The organism is Streptomyces sp. NPDC003016, assembly GCF_053591455.1.
Map to the genome: position 1 here is coordinate 161,427 of NZ_JBSFTV010000001.1, position 16,579 is coordinate 178,005.

Annotated in this window: 15 protein-coding genes; 10 read left to right on the forward strand and 5 right to left on the reverse strand. The window is 70.9% G+C overall.

What is annotated here, in order from left to right; all coding sequences use genetic code 11:
- Window positions 1-5 precede the first annotated feature (5 nt).
- The 7 genes from tpiA to ACWDZ4_RS00705 all read left to right on the forward strand — a co-directional run bounded on the left by tpiA (window position 6) and on the right by ACWDZ4_RS00705 (window position 6,823).
- On the forward strand, window positions 6-794 hold the full coding sequence (gene tpiA / locus ACWDZ4_RS00675; RefSeq protein WP_451506281.1) for a triose-phosphate isomerase: 789 nt from the start codon (window positions 6-8) through the stop codon (window positions 792-794).
- A gap of 122 nt (window positions 795-916) precedes the next feature.
- The gene (secG, locus tag ACWDZ4_RS00680) at window positions 917-1,147 is read left to right on the forward strand and encodes a preprotein translocase subunit SecG (RefSeq protein ID WP_344498424.1); all 231 of its coding nucleotides are present in this window, start codon (window positions 917-919) and stop codon (window positions 1,145-1,147) included.
- Window positions 1,148-1,350: 203 nt separating this feature from the next.
- The gene (locus ACWDZ4_RS00685; protein ID WP_451506282.1) at window positions 1,351-1,686 is read left to right on the forward strand and encodes an RNA polymerase-binding protein RbpA; all 336 of its coding nucleotides are present in this window, start codon (window positions 1,351-1,353) and stop codon (window positions 1,684-1,686) included.
- 124 nt (window positions 1,687-1,810) lie between these two features.
- A complete protein-coding gene (locus tag ACWDZ4_RS00690; protein ID WP_451506283.1) occupies window positions 1,811-3,043 on the forward strand; it encodes an MFS transporter in 1,233 nt (410 codons plus the stop codon).
- Between the two features lie 58 nt (window positions 3,044-3,101).
- Entirely contained in the window at window positions 3,102-4,754 is a 1,653-nt protein-coding gene (gene pgi, locus ACWDZ4_RS00695) for a glucose-6-phosphate isomerase (protein ID WP_451506415.1), read from the forward strand.
- A 27-nt stretch (window positions 4,755-4,781) separates the two neighbouring features.
- Window positions 4,782-5,285: a PH domain-containing protein gene (locus tag ACWDZ4_RS00700; protein WP_451506284.1), complete on the forward strand. Its 504-nt coding sequence runs from the start codon at window positions 4,782-4,784 to the stop codon at window positions 5,283-5,285.
- Window positions 5,282-6,823, forward strand: a complete 1,542-nt coding sequence (locus ACWDZ4_RS00705; RefSeq protein WP_451506285.1) for a PH domain-containing protein — start codon at window positions 5,282-5,284, stop codon at window positions 6,821-6,823. The genes ACWDZ4_RS00700 and ACWDZ4_RS00705 overlap by 4 nt, the downstream gene beginning before the upstream one ends.
- A 307-nt stretch (window positions 6,824-7,130) precedes the next feature.
- On the opposite strand, the gene pgl is transcribed toward ACWDZ4_RS00705, so the two are convergent.
- Genes pgl through tkt form a run of 5 tightly spaced genes read right to left on the reverse strand, consistent with a single transcriptional unit; the run spans window position 7,131 to window position 13,709 of the window.
- Window positions 7,131-7,913 carry a 6-phosphogluconolactonase gene (gene pgl, locus ACWDZ4_RS00710; protein ID WP_451506286.1) on the reverse strand — a complete coding sequence of 261 codons (783 nt, stop codon included), beginning with the start codon at window positions 7,911-7,913 and terminating at the stop codon, window positions 7,131-7,133.
- Window positions 7,910-8,962 carry a glucose-6-phosphate dehydrogenase assembly protein OpcA gene (gene opcA, locus ACWDZ4_RS00715; protein ID WP_451506287.1) on the reverse strand — a complete coding sequence of 351 codons (1,053 nt, stop codon included), beginning with the start codon at window positions 8,960-8,962 and terminating at the stop codon, window positions 7,910-7,912. The genes pgl and opcA overlap by 4 nt, the downstream gene beginning before the upstream one ends.
- The gene (gene zwf / locus ACWDZ4_RS00720; protein WP_451506288.1) at window positions 8,959-10,482 is read right to left on the reverse strand and encodes a glucose-6-phosphate dehydrogenase; all 1,524 of its coding nucleotides are present in this window, start codon (window positions 10,480-10,482) and stop codon (window positions 8,959-8,961) included. Before zwf ends, opcA begins: the two co-directional genes overlap by 4 nt.
- A 3-nt stretch (window positions 10,483-10,485) precedes the next feature.
- On the reverse strand, window positions 10,486-11,604 hold the full coding sequence (tal, locus tag ACWDZ4_RS00725; RefSeq protein WP_451506289.1) for a transaldolase: 1,119 nt from the start codon (window positions 11,602-11,604) through the stop codon (window positions 10,486-10,488).
- Window positions 11,605-11,639: 35 nt separating this feature from the next.
- Complete coding sequence (gene tkt, locus ACWDZ4_RS00730) at window positions 11,640-13,709, reverse strand: transketolase (RefSeq protein ID WP_451506290.1); 2,070 nt, start codon at window positions 13,707-13,709, stop codon at window positions 11,640-11,642.
- Between the two features lie 320 nt (window positions 13,710-14,029).
- Here tkt and ACWDZ4_RS00735 point away from each other — a divergent pair, with 320 nt between their 5' ends.
- From ACWDZ4_RS00735 to ACWDZ4_RS00745, 3 genes are all read left to right on the forward strand, one after another.
- Window positions 14,030-14,983: a heme o synthase gene (locus ACWDZ4_RS00735; RefSeq protein WP_451506291.1), complete on the forward strand. Its 954-nt coding sequence runs from the start codon at window positions 14,030-14,032 to the stop codon at window positions 14,981-14,983.
- A gap of 47 nt (window positions 14,984-15,030) precedes the next feature.
- Complete coding sequence (locus tag ACWDZ4_RS00740) at window positions 15,031-15,366, forward strand: hypothetical protein (RefSeq protein WP_451506292.1); 336 nt, start codon at window positions 15,031-15,033, stop codon at window positions 15,364-15,366.
- A gap of 64 nt (window positions 15,367-15,430) precedes the next feature.
- The gene (locus ACWDZ4_RS00745; RefSeq protein ID WP_451506293.1) at window positions 15,431-16,537 is read left to right on the forward strand and encodes an amidohydrolase family protein; all 1,107 of its coding nucleotides are present in this window, start codon (window positions 15,431-15,433) and stop codon (window positions 16,535-16,537) included.
- Window positions 16,538-16,579 lie beyond the last annotated feature (42 nt).

A 16,579-nucleotide genomic window follows, 5' to 3' on the forward strand; every position in this document is an offset into this window, starting at 1 on the left:
CCTCAATGACTGTTATCGGCCAAGGCCGTACCCCGCTGATGGCGGGCAACTGGAAGATGAACCTCAACCACCTCGAGGCCATCGCGCACGTCCAGAAGCTCGCCTTCGCGCTCACCGACAAGGACTACGACTCCGTAGAGGTCGCGGTCCTGCCCCCCTTCACCGACCTGCGGTCCGTGCAGACGCTGGTGGACGCCGACAAGCTCAAGATCAAGTACGGCGCCCAGGACATCTCGGCGCACGACTCCGGCGCGTACACCGGTGAGATCTCGGGCGTGCTGCTCGCCAAGCTCAAGTGCGCGTACGTCGCCGTCGGCCACTCCGAGCGCCGGCAGTACCACAACGAGACCGACGAGGTCTGCAACGCCAAGGTGAAGGCCGCGTACAAGCACGGCCTGACCCCGATCCTGTGCGTCGGCGAGGGCCTCGACGTCCGCAAGGCGGGCAACCAGGTCGCGCACACGCTCGCCCAGCTCGACGGCGGCCTCAAGGACATCCCGGCCGAGCAGGCCGAGTCCGTCGTGATCGCGTACGAGCCGGTGTGGGCCATCGGCACCGGCGAGGTCGCCACCCCCGAGGACGCGCAGGAGGTCTGCGGAGCGATCCGCGGCCGTCTCGCGGAGCTGTACTCGCAGGAGCTGGCCGACAAGGTCCGCATCCAGTACGGCGGCTCGGTCAAGTCCGGGAACGTCGCCGCGATCATGGCGCAGCCGGACGTCGACGGGGCCCTGGTGGGCGGCGCGGCGCTGGACGCCGACGAGTTCGTCAAGATCATTCGGTTCCGCGACCAGTGAGTAGGCCCTAGGGCCGATCCGTCGTACCCTGGCGGGGGCCGGGGCTGTTACGCAACAGCCGCCCGGCCCCCGTTGTCCGTCTCCGAAGTCCGAAGTCCGAGGAAGTTGGTCCAGCCGTGGTTATGGGGTTCTCGATCGCCCTGATCGTCTTCAGCCTGCTGCTGATGCTGCTGGTTCTGATGCACAAGGGGAAGGGCGGCGGTCTCTCCGACATGTTCGGTGGCGGCATGCAGTCGTCCGTCGGTGGGTCCTCGGTCGCCGAGCGCAACCTCGACCGCATCACGGTGGTAATCGGTCTGATCTGGTTTGCCTGCATTATCGTGCTCGGTCTGCTGATGAAGCTGGACACCTGACCCGTAGTCCGGTACGCAGACGGGAGCGCGGCCTATCATGGCCCCGGCGGCTCGCGTTCGCGGGGCGGGGGTGCAACTCCAGTCCCTGGACGCGCGTTGGGCCCTGCGTAGAGTGGGGCGCTCGCAGCTGAGCTGTTTGACGACTCCGCGGCGGTAGCCGCTGATTGATGCAGCGCAGCACCATCACGCAGGGAGTTACGACCGTGGCAAGTGGCAACGCGATCCGGGGAAGCCGGGTCGGAGCGGGGCCGATGGGTGAGGCCGAGCGCGGCGAGTCCGCCCCCCGTCTCCGCATCTCCTTCTGGTGCTCCAACGGGCACGAGACACAGCCGAGCTTCGCCCATGACGCTCAGGTTCCGGACACGTGGGACTGCCCGCGCTGCGGGTTCCCGGCCGGACAGGACCGGGACGATCCGCCGGCCCCGCCGCGCACGGAACCGTACAAAACGCATCTCGCGTACGTACGGGAACGGCGCAGCGACGCGGACGGCGAGGCGATTCTCGCCGAGGCGCTCGCGAAGCTGCGGGGCGAGATCTAGGAATTGCGATCCGGCCGGACACCTTCGGGTGCCCGGCCGGACTGCTTCTCCGGACTGCTTCTCCGGGCCGGTTGTCAGTGGCACCCTCTACGGTTCTTGAATCACGGGACCGGAAGGGGGAGTTGTGACGACGAACGGGGCCGCGGCCGCGCAACCGGCGGCGGAAGAGGCGCGGGCCCCGGCCTGGCGCGGGGGGTTCGGCCGGCTGTGGACCGCGGCTGTCGTCTCGAAGTTCGGCGACTCGCTGCGTACGGCCGCGATGCCGCTGCTGGCCGCCTCGCTGACGTCCGACCCCGTGCTGGTGGCGTTGGTGACGGCGTGCGGCTACCTGCCGTGGCTGCTGTTCGGACTGCTGGGCGGAGCGGTGGCGGACCGGGTGGACCAGCGCCGGGCGATGTGGGCCGTGGACCTGGTGCGGGCCGCGCTGATGGCCGCCTTCGCGGTGGCGGTCGCCCTCGGCCACGCCTCGATCGCGCTGCTCGTCGCGCTCGCCTTCGCGCTCACCACCCTCCAGACCCTCTTCGACAACGCCGCCACGGCCCTGCTGCCCTCGTTGGTGGCCAAGGCCGCCCTGGGCAGCGCCAACGCCCGGCTGCTGACCGGACAGCAGATCGCGGGAGGCTTCCTGGCCGCCCCGCTGGTGCCGGTGCTGCTGCTGGCGGGCGCGGCCGTGCCGTACGCCGCGGACGCCGCGACGTACGTCCTGGGGGCCGTGCTGATCGCCTCGCTGCGGGTGACGGCGCCTGAGCGGGCGCCGAGACCGCCGGGCAGCACGCTGCGCGGGGACATCGCGCAGGGGCTGCGGGTGCTGTGGCGGGACCGCGTGCTGCGCGGGCTCTGCGTCGCCACCACGCTGTGCAACATCGGCATGGCCGCGCTCATCGCCACCCTGGTCCTCCAGGTCACCGGCTGGCTCGACGCCGGACACGGCGGTTACGCGGCGGCCATCACGGCGTACGGCGTGGGCAGTGTGGCGGGCGGACTGCTGGCCGGCCGGCTTTCCCGGCGGATCGGGCGGATACGCAGTGTGTTCGTGGCCGGAGCCGTGCAAATCTGCTGCCTGGCGGCGATGGGACTCGTCCGCGAGCTGTGGGTGACGGTCACGGCGATGGCGCTGTTCGGACTCATGGGGCTGGTGTGGAACACCCACCAGGTGACGCTCATGCAGGAGCGCAGCCCGGAGGCCATGCTGGGAAGGATCAGTTCGGCCTTCCGTACGCTCGCGATCGCGGGCGCGCCGCTCGGCGCGCTGCTGGGCGGTGCGGCCGCCTCCGCCTGGGGTCTGAACACCCCCGCCCTGCTGGCGGCGGCGCTCTTCACGGCCGCCATAGCATCGCTGGCCGCTCTGATCAATTAGGTTGGAGCTGCCAGGGGGCATGCACGCAGGTACGAGAAGAAGTGGGCTGATGTCCGAGATGAACGCAGAAAGCCGTACCAGGCTCAACCGGATGCCCGAGTGGACCGCTCTCGCGAAGCACCGCGAGCAGCTGGGCCAGACGCATCTGCGCGAACTGTTCGCCGCCGATTCCGAGCGGGGTACCGGATACACCGTCAAGGTCGGGGACCTCTACCTCGACTACTCCAAGCACCTGGTGACGGACGAGACACTGGGGCTGTTGCGCGACCTGGCCCGCGGAGCCGGGGTCGCCGAGCTGCGGGACGCGATGTTCCGCGGCGAGAAGATCAACACCACCGAGGACCGCGCGGTGCTGCACACCGCCCTGCGCGCGCCGCGCGACGCGGTGATCGAGGTCGACGGGGAGAACGTCGTCCCCGCCGTCCACGCGGTGCTCGACAGGATGGCCGGCTTCGCCGACCGGATCAGGTCGGGGGAGTGGACCGGCCACACCGGCAAGCGCATCAAGAACGTCGTCAACATCGGCATCGGCGGTTCCGACCTCGGTCCCGCCATGGCGTACGAGGCGCTGCGCTCCTTCACCGACCGGGACCTCACGGTCCGCTTCGTGTCGAACGTCGACGGAGCCGATCTGCACGAGGCCGTGCGGGACTTGGACCCGGCCGAGACGCTGTTCGTCATCGCGTCCAAGACCTTCACCACGATCGAGACCATCACCAACGCCACGTCGGCGCGCGACTGGCTGCTGACGAACCTCCGCGCGGACAGCGGTGCCGTCGCCAAGCACTTCGTGGCGCTGTCCACGAACGCCGAGAAGGTCGCGGACTTCGGTATCGACACGGCCAACATGTTCGAGTTCTGGGACTGGGTCGGCGGGCGGTACTCGTACGACTCGGCCATCGGCCTGTCCCTGATGATCGCGATCGGCCCCGGCCGCTTCCGCGAGATGCTCGACGGCTTCCACCTGGTCGACGAGCACTTCCGCACCGCGCCGGCCGAGGAGAACGCGCCGCTGCTGCTCGGTCTGCTGGGCGTCTGGTACGGGGAGTTCTACGACGCGCAGGCGCACGCGGTCCTCCCGTACAGCCACTACCTGTCGAAGTTCACGGCGTACCTCCAGCAGCTCGACATGGAGTCCAACGGCAAGTCCGTGGACCGTGAGGGCAACCCGGTCGACTGGCAGACGGGACCGGTGGTGTGGGGCACGCCGGGCACCAACGGACAGCACGCCTACTACCAGTTGCTGCACCAGGGCACGAAGATGATCCCGGCCGACTTCATCGGCTTCGCCAGGCCGGTCGCCGACCTGATGCCGGGCCTGGAGGCGCAGCACGACCTGCTCATGGCGAACTTCTTCGCCCAGACACAGGCGCTGGCCTTCGGCAGGACGCCCGACGAGGTGCGGGCGGAAGGCGTGGCCGGGGAACTGGTGCCGCACAAGACGTTCCGCGGCAACCACCCGACGACGACGATCCTCGCGGACGAGCTCACCCCGTCCGTGCTGGGCCAGTTGATCGCGCTGTACGAGCACAAGGTGTTCGTCCAGGGAGCCATCTGGAACATCGACTCGTTCGACCAGTGGGGCGTCGAACTCGGCAAGGTCCTCGCCAAGAAGATCGAGCCGGTCCTGACGGAAGGCACAGGAGGCGAGCAGCTGGACAGCTCGACCGCGACCCTGGCCGCCAAGTACCGTACCCTGCGCGGTCGCTGACCGGCCGGCGGACGGGAGGCAAGGCCGATGGCCGGGGGGACGGGGAGTGTGCGGCTCAGGCCGCCGAACAACACGCTCGACCGGCGGGTCATCGGCTGGTGGCGGACACAGTGGCTGCTGCTGACCGCGGTCCCGGTGGCGGTACTGGCCGTGCTGGGCACGCTCGTCGTGCCCGCACGGCCGTGGCTGCTGCTGTCCGCCGGCGTGCTCGCGGTGCTCGGCACGGCCACCGCCGTGTTCCTGCCGCCGTGGTGGTTCCGGGTGCACCGCTGGGAAGTCACCGACGACGCGGTGTACGTGCGTACCGGCTTCTTCTGGCAGGAGTGGCGGATCGCGCCGATGTCGCGGATCCAGACCGTGGACACCGTGCGCGGACCGCTGGAGCAGGCGTTCAGACTCGCCACGGTCATCGTCACCACCGCGTCCTCCAAGGGCGCGGTGAAGATCGAGGGGCTCGATCACGAGCTCGCCGCGGAGCTGGCGGAGCGGCTGACCCTGATGACGCGGGCCACTCCCGGGGATGCGACGTGAGCGTCCCGGGAGGAGCCCCCGGGAGTGGGGCGCGGCCGGAGAGCGGCGGCTGGCGGCGGCTGGCCCCACGCACCGTCCTGGCCGCCGCGCTGGTCATGGCGGGCATCGCGGTGGGCGCCGGAGTGCCGGCCTTCCTCGGGCTCGCGGGGAGCAGGCCGGTGGGGCAGGCGCTCGCCTGGGCGGGGACCGGAGCCTTCCTGCTGATCGTGGGCGGCACCGCGCTCGACTACGTGCGCTGGCGCAGGACGCGGTACCGCATCGGCGCCGAGCGCGCCGAACTCCACACGGGGCTGCTGCTGGTCAAGCGCCGCTCGCTGGCCCGTGAACGCATCCGCAGCGTCGACCTGACGGCCAATGTGCTGCTGCGGGTCCTCGGCCTCGTGAAGGTCCGTATCGGCACCGGTGAGAACACCGGCGGCGGCGAGTCCACGCTCGAACTCGACCCGGTGACACGGGAGGAGGGCGAGCGGCTGCGCAGGGAACTGCTGTACCGCGGGACCACCGCAGGACCTGGCCCCCACCGGGAGGGCGAACTGGCCACGCTCGACCCCGCCTGGATCCGGTACGCTCCGCTCTCCTTCGTCGCCCCCGCACTGGGCGGCGCGGCGGCCGGCGGGCTGATGCAGGTCAGTGAATGGTTCGGCGCGCAGGGGAAGTTGATCGATTGGGTGCGGGACCGGTTCCACGACACGCCGGTCGCCTGGACGATCGTGGTGCTCGTCGTCGGAGCGTGCGCGGCGGGGGTCGTGGGGGCGCTCGGCCTGTGGGTCGAGATGTGGTGGAACTACCGGCTGGAGCGCGAGCCCGGGGGCACGCTGCGGGTCCGCCGCGGCCTGTTCACCACGCGGTCGATCTCCATCGAGGAGCGCAGGCTGCGCGGTGTGGAGCTCGTCGAGCCGCTGGGGGTGCGGACACTGGGGGCGGCGCGGGTGGACGCGGTCGCCACCGGGCTGGCGGCGGACGAGGACAGCCGGCACGCCGACCACAAGACGCTGCTGCCTGCCGCGCCGCGGGCCACCGCGGAGAGGGTGACGGCGCGCGTCCTGCGCGAGGCCGTCTCACCGACGGGCGCGGCCGGCCTCACGCCGCACCCGCCGGCCGCCCGTACGCGCCGGCTGCGCTGGGCGGTGGGCGCGGCGCTGGTCCCGGTGCTCGCCCTCGCCGTCCTCGGTGCGGTGCTGACCGACGTCCTGCTGTACGCCGCCGGGGCGTGCGCGGTGGTGGTGCTGCCGCTCGCGGTGCTCCTGGCACTGGACGCGTACCGCAGCCTCGGGCACGCCATCAGCGGTGGCTACCTGGTGGCACGGTCGGGGACGGTGCGGCGTACGACGGTCGCGCTCCAGCGGGGCGGAATCGTCGGGTGGACGGTGAAGCAGTCGTACTTCCAGCGCCGGGCCGGCCTGATCACGCTGACGGCGACCACCGCGGCGGGAGCGGGGGCGTACTCGGTCTACGACGCGCGGGAGCCGGAGGCGCTGGCCTTCGCGGAGGCGGCGGTACCGGGTCTGCTGGAGCCGTTCCTGGAGCGGCCGGGGTAGCGGAGGCCGGGCGGCAGGGTCCGCTGCGCGGAGCTGTCCCCGTCCCGCCCCCTCCCGGACCGGGCGCCGCCCCGGACCCGCCTCCCCATCACCGGACGGGCGGGAGGGGCTCCCGTGACGGGAGCGGAAGACGCAGCCGCACCGGGAACCGAAATCCAAGCCCGTCCGGCGATCGAGGACAACGCCCGTAGCCCGTCCGGGCGCCGGGGCCGCCCCCCGGTCCGGGAAGGGGCGGGCACGGGAGAAAAGCTGCGGCCCGGGCCGCCCCGAGGGCGAACCGGGCCGCAGCCGGGCCACAGCGGCGTGATCAGGCCGAAGCCGGCGGGTAGAGGTCGCGCGGTAGCCGGGAGGCCGCCGCGTCGTCCAGGAGCCACAGCGTCCGGCGGCGGCCGTACGCGCCCGCCGCCGGGGCCTGGATCTCCCCGGCGCCCGACAGGGCGACGACCGCGGCCTTCGCCTTGTCCTCGCCCGCCGCCAGCAGCCACACCTCGCGCGCCGCGCGGATCGCGGGCAGCGTGAGGGTGATCCGGGTGGGCGGGGGCTTGGGGGCACCGTGGACGCCCACCACCGTGCGCTCGGTCTCGCGGACCGCCGGCAGCTCCGGGAACAGCGACGCGACATGCGTGTCGGGACCGACGCCCAGCATCAGGACGTCGAACGTCGGCACCGGACCGTGGTCCTCGGGCCCCGCCGCCGCGGCCAGTTCGGCGGCGTACGCAGCGGCCGCCGCGTCCACGTCCGCCCCGAACCCGCCGTCCGAAGCCGGCATCGGGTGGACCCGGGCGGGGTCCAGCGGCACCGCGTCCAGCAGCGCCTCGCACGCCTGGGTGTGGTTGCGCTCCGGGTCCCCGGCGGGGAGGAAGCGCTCGTCGCCCCACCACAGGTCCAGACGCGACCAGTCGATCGCGTCCCTGGCCGGAGCCGAGGCGAGCGCGGCCAGCAGGCCGTTGCCGTTGCGGCCGCCCGTCAGCACCACCGACGCCGAGCCGCGCGAGGTCTGGGCGTCCACGACCTTCGTGATCAGCCGCGCCGCCGCGGCCTGAGCCATCAGCTCCTTGTCGTGGTGGACGACGAGCTGAGGTGCCCTCACTTCGACGCCGCCTTCCTGGAGGCCGAGGAGGAAGCCGGGGCCGAAGACGGAGCCGGCTTCTTCGCGGGCTTGGTGGCGGCGGCGGGCTCGTCCGCCGCCGGTGAGGCAGCCTTGCCCTCCGGACCCTCACCGAGCCGATCGACACCGAACTTCAGCGTCGACGCGTACGTGTCGTCCGGGTCGAGCCTGCGCAGTTCCTCGGCGATCAGCTCGGAGGTCTCCCGCCGCTTGAGCGCCACCGCGCGGTCCGGCTGCCCCTCGATGGACAGGGAGGCCAGCGAGCCGTCCGCCCGGCCGAGTGTGATCGGGCCGCAGTTGGTCTCCATCTGTACGCCGGTCAGGCCCGGACCCGAAGACACCGAACGCTTCACGGGTACGTGGAGCCGGTCGGCGAGCCACATGCCGAGCAGCTCGACGCTCGGGTTGAACTCCTCGCCCTCCACCTCCACCGAGGTGACCTCGCACTCCACCTGGTCCAGCGCGGCCGCGAGCATCGAGCGCCACGGCGTGATGCGCGTCCACGACAGGTCGGTGTCGCCCGGCGTGTAGGCCTCGGCGCGCGCCCTCAGCTCGTCGACCGGGTGTTCGGCGGCGTACGTGTCCGTGACGCGGCGCTGCGCGAGCGCGCCGAGCGGGTCGTTCGCCGGGTCGAGCGGCGCGTTGGCCGCCCACCACACCACGACGGGCGCGTCCGGCAGCAGCAGGGGCAGCACCACCGACTGCGCGTGGTCGATGACCTCGCCGTACAGCCGCAGGATCACCGTCTCGCCGGTGCCCGCCGCCGTGCCCACCCGCACTTCGGCGTCGAGGCGCGCCTTGGCGCGGTCGCGCGGCGAGCGCGAGACCCGCTTGATGACGACGAGGGTGCGCGAAGGGTGCTCGCGGGAGGCCTCGTTGGCCGCCTTGAGCGCGTCGTACGCGTTCTCCTCGTCGGTGACGATGACCAGTGTGAGGACCATGCCCACGGCCGGCGTGCCGATGGCGCGGCGGCCCTGGACGAGAGCCTTGTTGATCTTGCTGGACGTGGTGTCCGTCAGGTCGATTTTCATGGCCGACGCCAGCTCCGTCCGTCTCGTGCGAGCATTTCGTCCGCCTCGACCGGGCCCCAGGTTCCGGCCGGGTACTGCGCGGGCTTGCCGTGGGTGTCCCAGTACTCCTCGATCGGGTCGAGGATGCGCCAGGACTGTTCGACCTCCTCCAGACGCGGGAAGAGGTTGGCGTCGCCGAGCAGGACGTCCAGGATCAGGCGCTCGTACGCCTCCGGGCTGGACTCGGTGAAGGACTCGCCGTACGCGAAGTCCATCGACACGTCCCGCACCTCCATCGAGGTGCCCGGCACCTTGGAGCCGAAACGGACCGTGACGCCCTCGTCCGGCTGGACGCGGATGACCAGGGCGTTCTGCCCCAGCTCTTCCGTGGCCGTCTGGTCGAAGGGGGAGTGCGGGGCGCGCTGGAAGACGACCGCGATCTCGGTGACGCGGCGGCCGAGGCGCTTGCCGGTACGGAGGTAGAACGGGACGCCCGCCCAGCGGCGGTTGTCGATCTCCAGCTTGATCGCAGCGTAGGTGTCGGTCTTCGACTTGGGGTCGATGCCCTCTTCCTGGAGGTAGCCGACGGCCTTCGCACCGCCCTGCCAGCCCGCCGCGTACTGCCCGCGTACGGTCTCCCGGCCCAGGTCCTTGGGGAGCTTGACGGCGCCGAGCACCTTGGTCTTCTCGGCGACCAGCGCGTCCGCCTCGAAGGAGGCGGGCTCCTCCATGGCGGTCAGCGCGAGCAGCTGGAGGAGGTGGTTCTGGATGACGTCGCGGGCGGCGCCGATGCCGTCGTAGTAGCCGGCGCGGCCGCCGATGCCGATGTCCTCGGCCATCGTGATCTGGACGTGGTCGACGTACGACCGGTTCCACAGCGGCTCGAACATCTGGTTGGCGAAGCGCAGCGCCATGATGTTCTGGACCGTCTCCTTGCCCAGGTAGTGGTCGATCCGGAAGACCTCGTTGGCCGGGAAGACCTCGTGGACGATCCGGTTCAGCTCCTGCGCGGAGGCCAGGTCGTGGCCGAAGGGCTTCTCGATGACGGCCCGCCGCCAGGAGCCTTCCTTCTGGTCGGCCAGGCCGTGCTTCTTGAGCTGCTGGACGACCTTGGGGAAGAACTTCGGGGGCACGGACAGGTAGAAGGCGAAGTTGCCGCCGGTGCCCTGCGCCTTGTCGAGTTCCTGGATGGTGGACTTGAGCGTCTCGAACGCGGCGTCGTCGTCGAAGTTGCCCTGGACGAAACGCATGCCCTGGATCAGCTGCTGCCAGACCTCCTCGCGGAAGGGCGTGCGGGCGTGTTCCTTGACGGCGTCGTGGACGATCTGGGTGAAGTCCTCGTTCTCCCAGTCGCGCCGGGCGAAGCCGATGAGGGAGAAGCCCGGTGGCAGCAGGCCGCGATTGGCCAGGTCGTACACGGCGGGCATCAGCTTTTTACGGGACAAATCGCCCGTGACGCCAAAGATGACCAGGCCCGACGGCCCCGCGATACGCGGGAGCCGTCGGTCCTGAGCGTCACGCAGCGGATTGCTGCTGGACAATTTTTAGGCCTCCGAAGGGGCGAGGCGCTTGAGCTCCGCCTCGGTCGACTTGAGCAGGTCGTTCCAGGACGCCTCGAACTTGTCGACGCCCTCGTCCTCGAGCAGCTGCACCACGTCGTCGTAGGCGATCCCGAGCTTCTCGACGGCGTCGAGCTCGGCGCGCGCCTGCTCGTAGGTGCCTGCGATCGTGTTGCCCGTGATGTTGCCGTGGTCGGCGGTCGCTTCCAGCGTCGCCTCGGGCATGGTGTTCACCGTGCCGGGGGCGACGAGGTCCTCGACGTACAGCGTGTCCTTGTACGCCGGGTCCTTGACGCCGGTCGAGGCCCACAGCGGACGCTGCCTGTTGGCGCCGGCCCGGTCCAGAGCGGCCCAGCGGTCCGAGGAGAAGACCTCCTCGTACGCCTGGTACGCCAGACGGGCGTTGGCGAGGGCGGCCTTGCCCTTGAGCGCCTTGGCCTCGTCCGTGCCGATGCCGTCGAGACGCTTGTCGATCTCGGTGTCCACGCGGGACACGAAGAACGAGGCCACCGAGTGGATCTCGGAGAGGTCCAGGCCCGCGGCCTTCGCCTTCTCCAGACCGGTCAGGTAGGCGTCCATGACCTTGCGGTAGCGCTCCAGCGAGAAGATCAGCGTCACGTTGACGCTGATGCCCAGACCGATGGTCTCGGCGATCGCCGGGATGCCCGCCTCGGTGGCGGGGATCTTGATCAGGGTGTTCGGGCGGTCCACCAGCCAGGCGAGCTGCCTGGCCTCGGCGGTCGTCGCCTTGGTGTTGTGCGCCAGGCGCGGGTCGACCTCGATCGACACGCGGCCGTCCTGGCCGCCGGTCGCGTCGAAGACCGGCCGCAGGATGTCGGCGGCGTCCCTCACGTCAGCCGTCGTGATCATGCGGATGGCTTCTTCGACGGTGACCTCGCGGGCGGCCAGGTCACTGAGCTGCTGGTCGTAACCGTCGCCCTGCGAGATCGCCTTCTGGAAGATCGACGGGTTGGTGGTGACGCCCACGACGTGCTGCTGGTCGATCAGCTCGGCGAGGTTGCCGGACGTGATCCGCTTGCGCGAAAGGTCGTCAAGCCAGATCGCGACGCCTTCGTCGGAGAGGCGCTTGAGTGCGTCTGTCATGAGAGTTGCATCTCCTACTTGTCGTTGTACCGGCGTCAGCGGGTGGCGGCAGCCAGCGATTCCCGGGCCGCGGCCGTGACCGCGTCCGCGGTGAGGCCGAACTCCCGGAAGAGCACCTTGGCGTCCGCGGAAGCGCCGAAGTGCTCCAGCGAGACGATGCGGCCGGCCTCGCCGACGTAGCGGTACCAGGTGAGGGCGATGCCCGCCTCGACCGCTACCCGGGCCTTGACGGACGGCGGCAGCACGCTGTCGCGGTACCCCTGGTCCTGCTCCTCGAACCACTCGATCGACGGCATGGAGACCACACGGGTCGGAATGCCGGCGGCCTGGAGCTGCTCGCGGGCCTCGACGGCGAGCTGGACCTCGGAGCCGGTGCCGATCAGAACGACCTGCGGGGCGCCGCCCTCGGCCTCGAAGAGCACGTATCCGCCGCGCGCGGCGTCCTCGTTGCACTCGTACGTCGGCACGCCCTGACGGGTCAGCGCCAGACCGTGCGGGGCGTCGTTGCGCCGCAGGATCTCGCGCCAGGCGATCGCGGTCTCGTTGGCGTCGGCCGGGCGGACCATGTTCAGGCCCGGGATGGCGCGCAGCGCGGCCATGTGCTCGACCGGCTGGTGCGTCGGGCCGTCCTCGCCCAGACCGATGGAGTCGTGCGTCCACACGTAGGTGACCGGCAGCTTCATCAGCGCGGCGAGGCGGACGGCGGGGCGCATGTAGTCGGAGAACACCAGGAAGGTGCCGCCGTAGATACGCGTGTTGCCGTGCAGTGCGATGCCGTTCATCGTCGAGCCCATGGCGTGCTCGCGGATGCCGAAGTGGACCGTACGGCCGTACGGGTCGGCCTCCGGCAGCGGGTTGCCGGCCGGCAGGAACGACGACGTCTTGTCGATCGTCGTGTTGTTCGAGCCGGCGAGGTCGGCGGAGCCGCCCCACAGCTCGGGGATGACACCGCCGAGCGCCTGGAGGACCTTGCCGGACGCGGCGCGGGTCGCCACGGCCTTGCCGGGCTCGAAGACCGGGACCGACTTCTCCCAGCCCTCGGGCAGCTCGCCCGCGGCGATGCGGTCGAACGTGGCGGCGCGCTCGGCGTTGGCGTTGCGCCACTCCTGGAACTGCTTGTCCCAGGCGGCGTGCGCCTCACGGCCGCGCTCGGCCGCCTTGCGCACGTGCGCGAAGACGTCCTCGTCGACCTGGAAGTGCTGCTCGGGGTCGAAGCCCAGCACGCGCTTGGTGGCCGCGATCTCCTCCTCGCCCAGTGCCGAGCCGTGCGAGGCCTCGGTGTTCTGCGCGTTGGGGGCGGGCCAGGCGATGATCGTGCGCGCCGCGATGAGCGACGGGCGCTCGGTCTCGTCCTGCGCGGCCTTCAGCGCCGCGTGCAGCGCCTGGACGTCGAAGTCGCCGTTGGCGCTCTGCTCGATGCGCTGGACGTGCCAGCCGTACGCCTCGTACCGCTTGAGGACGTCCTCGGAGAAGGCGGTCTCGGTGTCGCCCTCGATCGAGATGTGGTTGTCGTCGTACAGGGCGACGAGGTTTCCGAGCTTCTGGTGGCCCGCGAGCGAGGACGCCTCGGCCGAGACACCCTCCTCCAGGTCGCCGTCGGAGACGATCGCCCAGACGGTGTGGTCGAACGGGGAGGCGCCGGCGGCGGCCTCCGGGTCGAACAGACCGCGCTCGTAGCGGGCGGCCATCGCCATGCCCACGGCGTTGGCGATGCCCTGGCCCAGCGGCCCGGTCGTGGTCTCGACCCCGGTCGTGTGCCCGTGCTCGGGGTGACCCGGCGTGAGGCTGCCCCAGGTGCGGAACGCCTTCAGGTCGTCCAGCTCCAGGCCGTAGCCGGCCATGTAGAGCTGGATGTAGAGCGTCAGGCTGGTGTGACCGGGAGAGAGAACGAACCGGTCGCGGCCGGTCCAGTTCGCGTCATTGGGGTCGTGCCGCATCAGCTTCTGGAACAGCACATACGCGGCCGGGGCCAGGCTCATGGCCGTACCAGGGTGGCCGTTGCCGACCTTCTGTACGGAATCCATGGCCAGGACGCGGGCGGTATCGACAGCCCGCTGGTCCAATTCGGTCCACTCGAGATCTGTGGTGGTCGGCTTGGTGCTCACCCTGAGTCAGGGCTCCTCTCCACATGTCGAATCCCGGTACTGGATAGGCGCACCGGGCGATGTCGAGCCTACCCCCGCAAGAACCCGCTCATTTCGGCCGTGCGTCCTCCAAAAGAGCGGGTACGGCCCAGGGTGCAGGGCGTTCCCGGTCCTCGCCTCCCGGCGGGCCGGGCAGCCCGCAGGGAGGCCGGTGGGGACCGCACCCAACACGACCCACCCCGGCGGAGAACGACGTATGGGCAACGTCTAGAGTGGCGTGGTACGCGCAAGTCTTTACCGGGCCTTCACGTCCGGAGCTTGCTGGGATTTCTCTGTCAGGGGTGTGCGTGACGGCCGTCGAGTCCCGACCCGCAGGGGTCGCCTTGACTCCCAGCCCGGGAGGCCACCGGCCGTTCGGAGCCCGGGTCAAGGCGTTCGTGGCACTGACCAAGCCTCGGATCATCGAACTGCTGCTGATCACCACCGTCCCGGTCATGTTCCTGGCCGAGCAGGGTGTGCCCGACCTGTGGCTGGTCCTGGTGACCTGCCTCGGCGGTTACCTGTCGGCCGGCGGTGCCAACGCGCTGAACATGTACATCGACCGCGACATCGACGCGCTGATGGACCGCACCTCGCAGCGGCCTCTGGTCACCGGCATCGTCAGCCCGCGCGAATGCCTCGTCTTCGGCATCGGCCTCGGCGTGGTCTCGACCCTCTGGTTCGGTCTCCTCGTCAACTGGCTGTCCGCCGCGCTGTCGCTCGGCGCTCTCCTCTTCTACGTGGTCGTCTACACGATGATCCTCAAGCGCCGTACCGCGCAGAACATCGTCTGGGGCGGCATCGCCGGCTGCCTGCCGGTCCTCATCGGCTGGTCCGCGGTCACCAACTCGATGTCCTGGGCCGCCGTCATCCTGTTCATGGTCATCTTCTTCTGGACGCCGCCGCACTACTGGCCGCTGTCGATGAAGGTGAAGGCGGACTACGCGCGGGTGGGCGTCCCGATGCTCCCCGTCGTCGCCTCCAACAGGGTCGTGGCCCGCCAGATCGTCGCCTACAGCTGGGTGATGGTCGCCGTCTCGCTGCTGCTGACCCCGCTGGGCTACACCGGCTGGTTCTACACCGCGGTCGCCCTGGTGGCCGGCGGCTGGTGGCTCAAGGAGGCGCACGGGCTCCAGTCCCGCGCGAAGTCCGGGGTGACCGGCGGCAAGCTCAAGGAGATGCGGCTGTTCCACTGGTCCATCACCTATGTCTCGCTGCTCTTCGTCGCCGTCGCGGTGGACCCCTTCCTGCGCTAGAGAACCTGCCCTGGACCCCCGATCTACCCGTCGGTAGCATCGTGGGCATGGCAGACACGAAGCAGGCAGAGCGCAAGGCGGCGAAGCTCGCCAAGGAGATCACCGCCTTCGCCAAGCAGCACGGCGGCGCCGAGGGCCAGCTCGCGTACCTCGGACAGATGGGCACCCGCATCGTGCTCGTCGGCGAGGACGGCGGCTGGGGCGACCTGGTGGCCCCCTCCCACGCCGTCGCGCGGAGCGCCGCCGAGAAGGCCGGGATCACGCTCCACGAGTCCTTCGACGGCGACTTCGCGGCCAAGGTGCGCACGGGACCGTACGAGTGGAGCCGGATGGCCGGCATCCAGGTCGGCGGCCCGTCCAACGACCTGCCGCGCAGCGCCTAGCAACACCTGACGCGGGGGTCACCCGTTAGAGCCTGTGGAAGTACGTCCACCACAGGAGCCCCGGATGATCGAAACGCCTTCCCTGGTGGACCAGTACTGCCACGGAGTGCTCCGTACGGAGCTGGGCCTCGGCACCTTCGAGACCCACCTCGCCACGACCCCCGCGCCACCCGCGCCCGGCACCACCTTCTTCGACACCCAGACGGGCTTCGCCGTACGCCGCTGGTGCCCGCCGCTCCTCGGCCTCGAACCGCACTGCCCGCCCGCGCGCTATCTCGCGCGCCGCCGGGAGCTGGGCGTACCGGAGAGCGGAAGGCGGCTGCTCAGGGGCACCGGGATCACCACCTATCTGGTGGACACCGGGCTGCCGGGAGACCTCACGGGGCCCGCCGAGATAGCGGCGGCCGGCGCCGCCCAGGCCCGGGAGATCGTCCGCCTGGAACTGCTCGCCGAGCAGGTCGCCGACACGTCCGGAACCGTCGGGAACTTCCTCGCCAACCTCGCCGAGGGCGTGCACAGCGCGGCGGGAACCGCCGTGGCCTTCACCTCCGTGGCAGGCGTACGGCACGGACTCGCCCTCGGGCCGCATCCGCCGGGCCCCGGCGAGGTGCGCGGGGCGGCGGGGCGCTGGCTGGCCGGACGCCGGGCCGGGGACCGGCTGGCCGACCCCGTGGTCCTGCGGCACCTGCTGTGGATCGCCGTCACCTCCGGGCTCCCCCTGCAGCTGCACGCCGGTGCCGCGGATCCCGGTCTGCGCATCGACCGCACGGACCCGGTACTGCTCACCGACTTCGCGGCCGCCACCGCGGGCCTCGGCACCGACCTGGTGCTGCTGCACGGCTATCCGTACCACCGGCACGCCGCCCACCTGGCGAGTGCCTTCCCGCATGTGTACGCCGGTCTCGGGCCCGCACTCGCCCACACCGGGGCGCGGGCCGCGGGCGTACTCGCGGAGATCCTGGAGCTGGCGCCCTTCGGCAAGCTGCTCTTCTCCAGCGGCGCGCGGGGGCTGCCGGAGCTGCACGTCGTCGGCGCCCGGCTGTTCCGCGAGGCGCTGGGCAGGGTGCTCGGCGGCTGGGTCGGCGACGGCGCGTGGTCGCGGACGGACGCCGAGCGGGTGGCGGGGATGATCGCGGCGGGCAATGCCCGCCGCGTCTACCGGCTGGCCTGACCGGGGCTGGCCTGACGGAAGCTGGCCTGACCGGAGGGCGGC

What these genes read in the sequence shown, in the direction of transcription:
- tpiA (WP_451506281.1), top strand. Translation starts at nt 6, where the DNA reads ATGACTGTTATCGGCCAAGGCCGTACCCCGCTGATGGCGGGCAACTGG.
- secG (WP_344498424.1), top strand. Translation starts at nt 917, where the DNA reads ATGGGGTTCTCGATCGCCCTGATCGTCTTCAGCCTGCTGCTGATGCTG.
- pgi (WP_451506415.1), top strand. Translation starts at nt 3,102, where the DNA reads ATGAACGCAGAAAGCCGTACCAGGCTCAACCGGATGCCCGAGTGGACC.
- ACWDZ4_RS00700 (WP_451506284.1), top strand. Translation starts at nt 4,782, where the DNA reads ATGGCCGGGGGGACGGGGAGTGTGCGGCTCAGGCCGCCGAACAACACG.
- opcA (WP_451506287.1), bottom strand. Translation starts at nt 8,962, where the DNA reads ATGAAAATCGACCTGACGGACACCACGTCCAGCAAGATCAACAAGGCT.
- tal (WP_451506289.1), bottom strand. Translation starts at nt 11,604, where the DNA reads ATGACAGACGCACTCAAGCGCCTCTCCGACGAAGGCGTCGCGATCTGG.
- ACWDZ4_RS00740 (WP_451506292.1), top strand. Translation starts at nt 15,031, where the DNA reads ATGGCAGACACGAAGCAGGCAGAGCGCAAGGCGGCGAAGCTCGCCAAG.
- ACWDZ4_RS00745 (WP_451506293.1), top strand. Translation starts at nt 15,431, where the DNA reads ATGATCGAAACGCCTTCCCTGGTGGACCAGTACTGCCACGGAGTGCTC.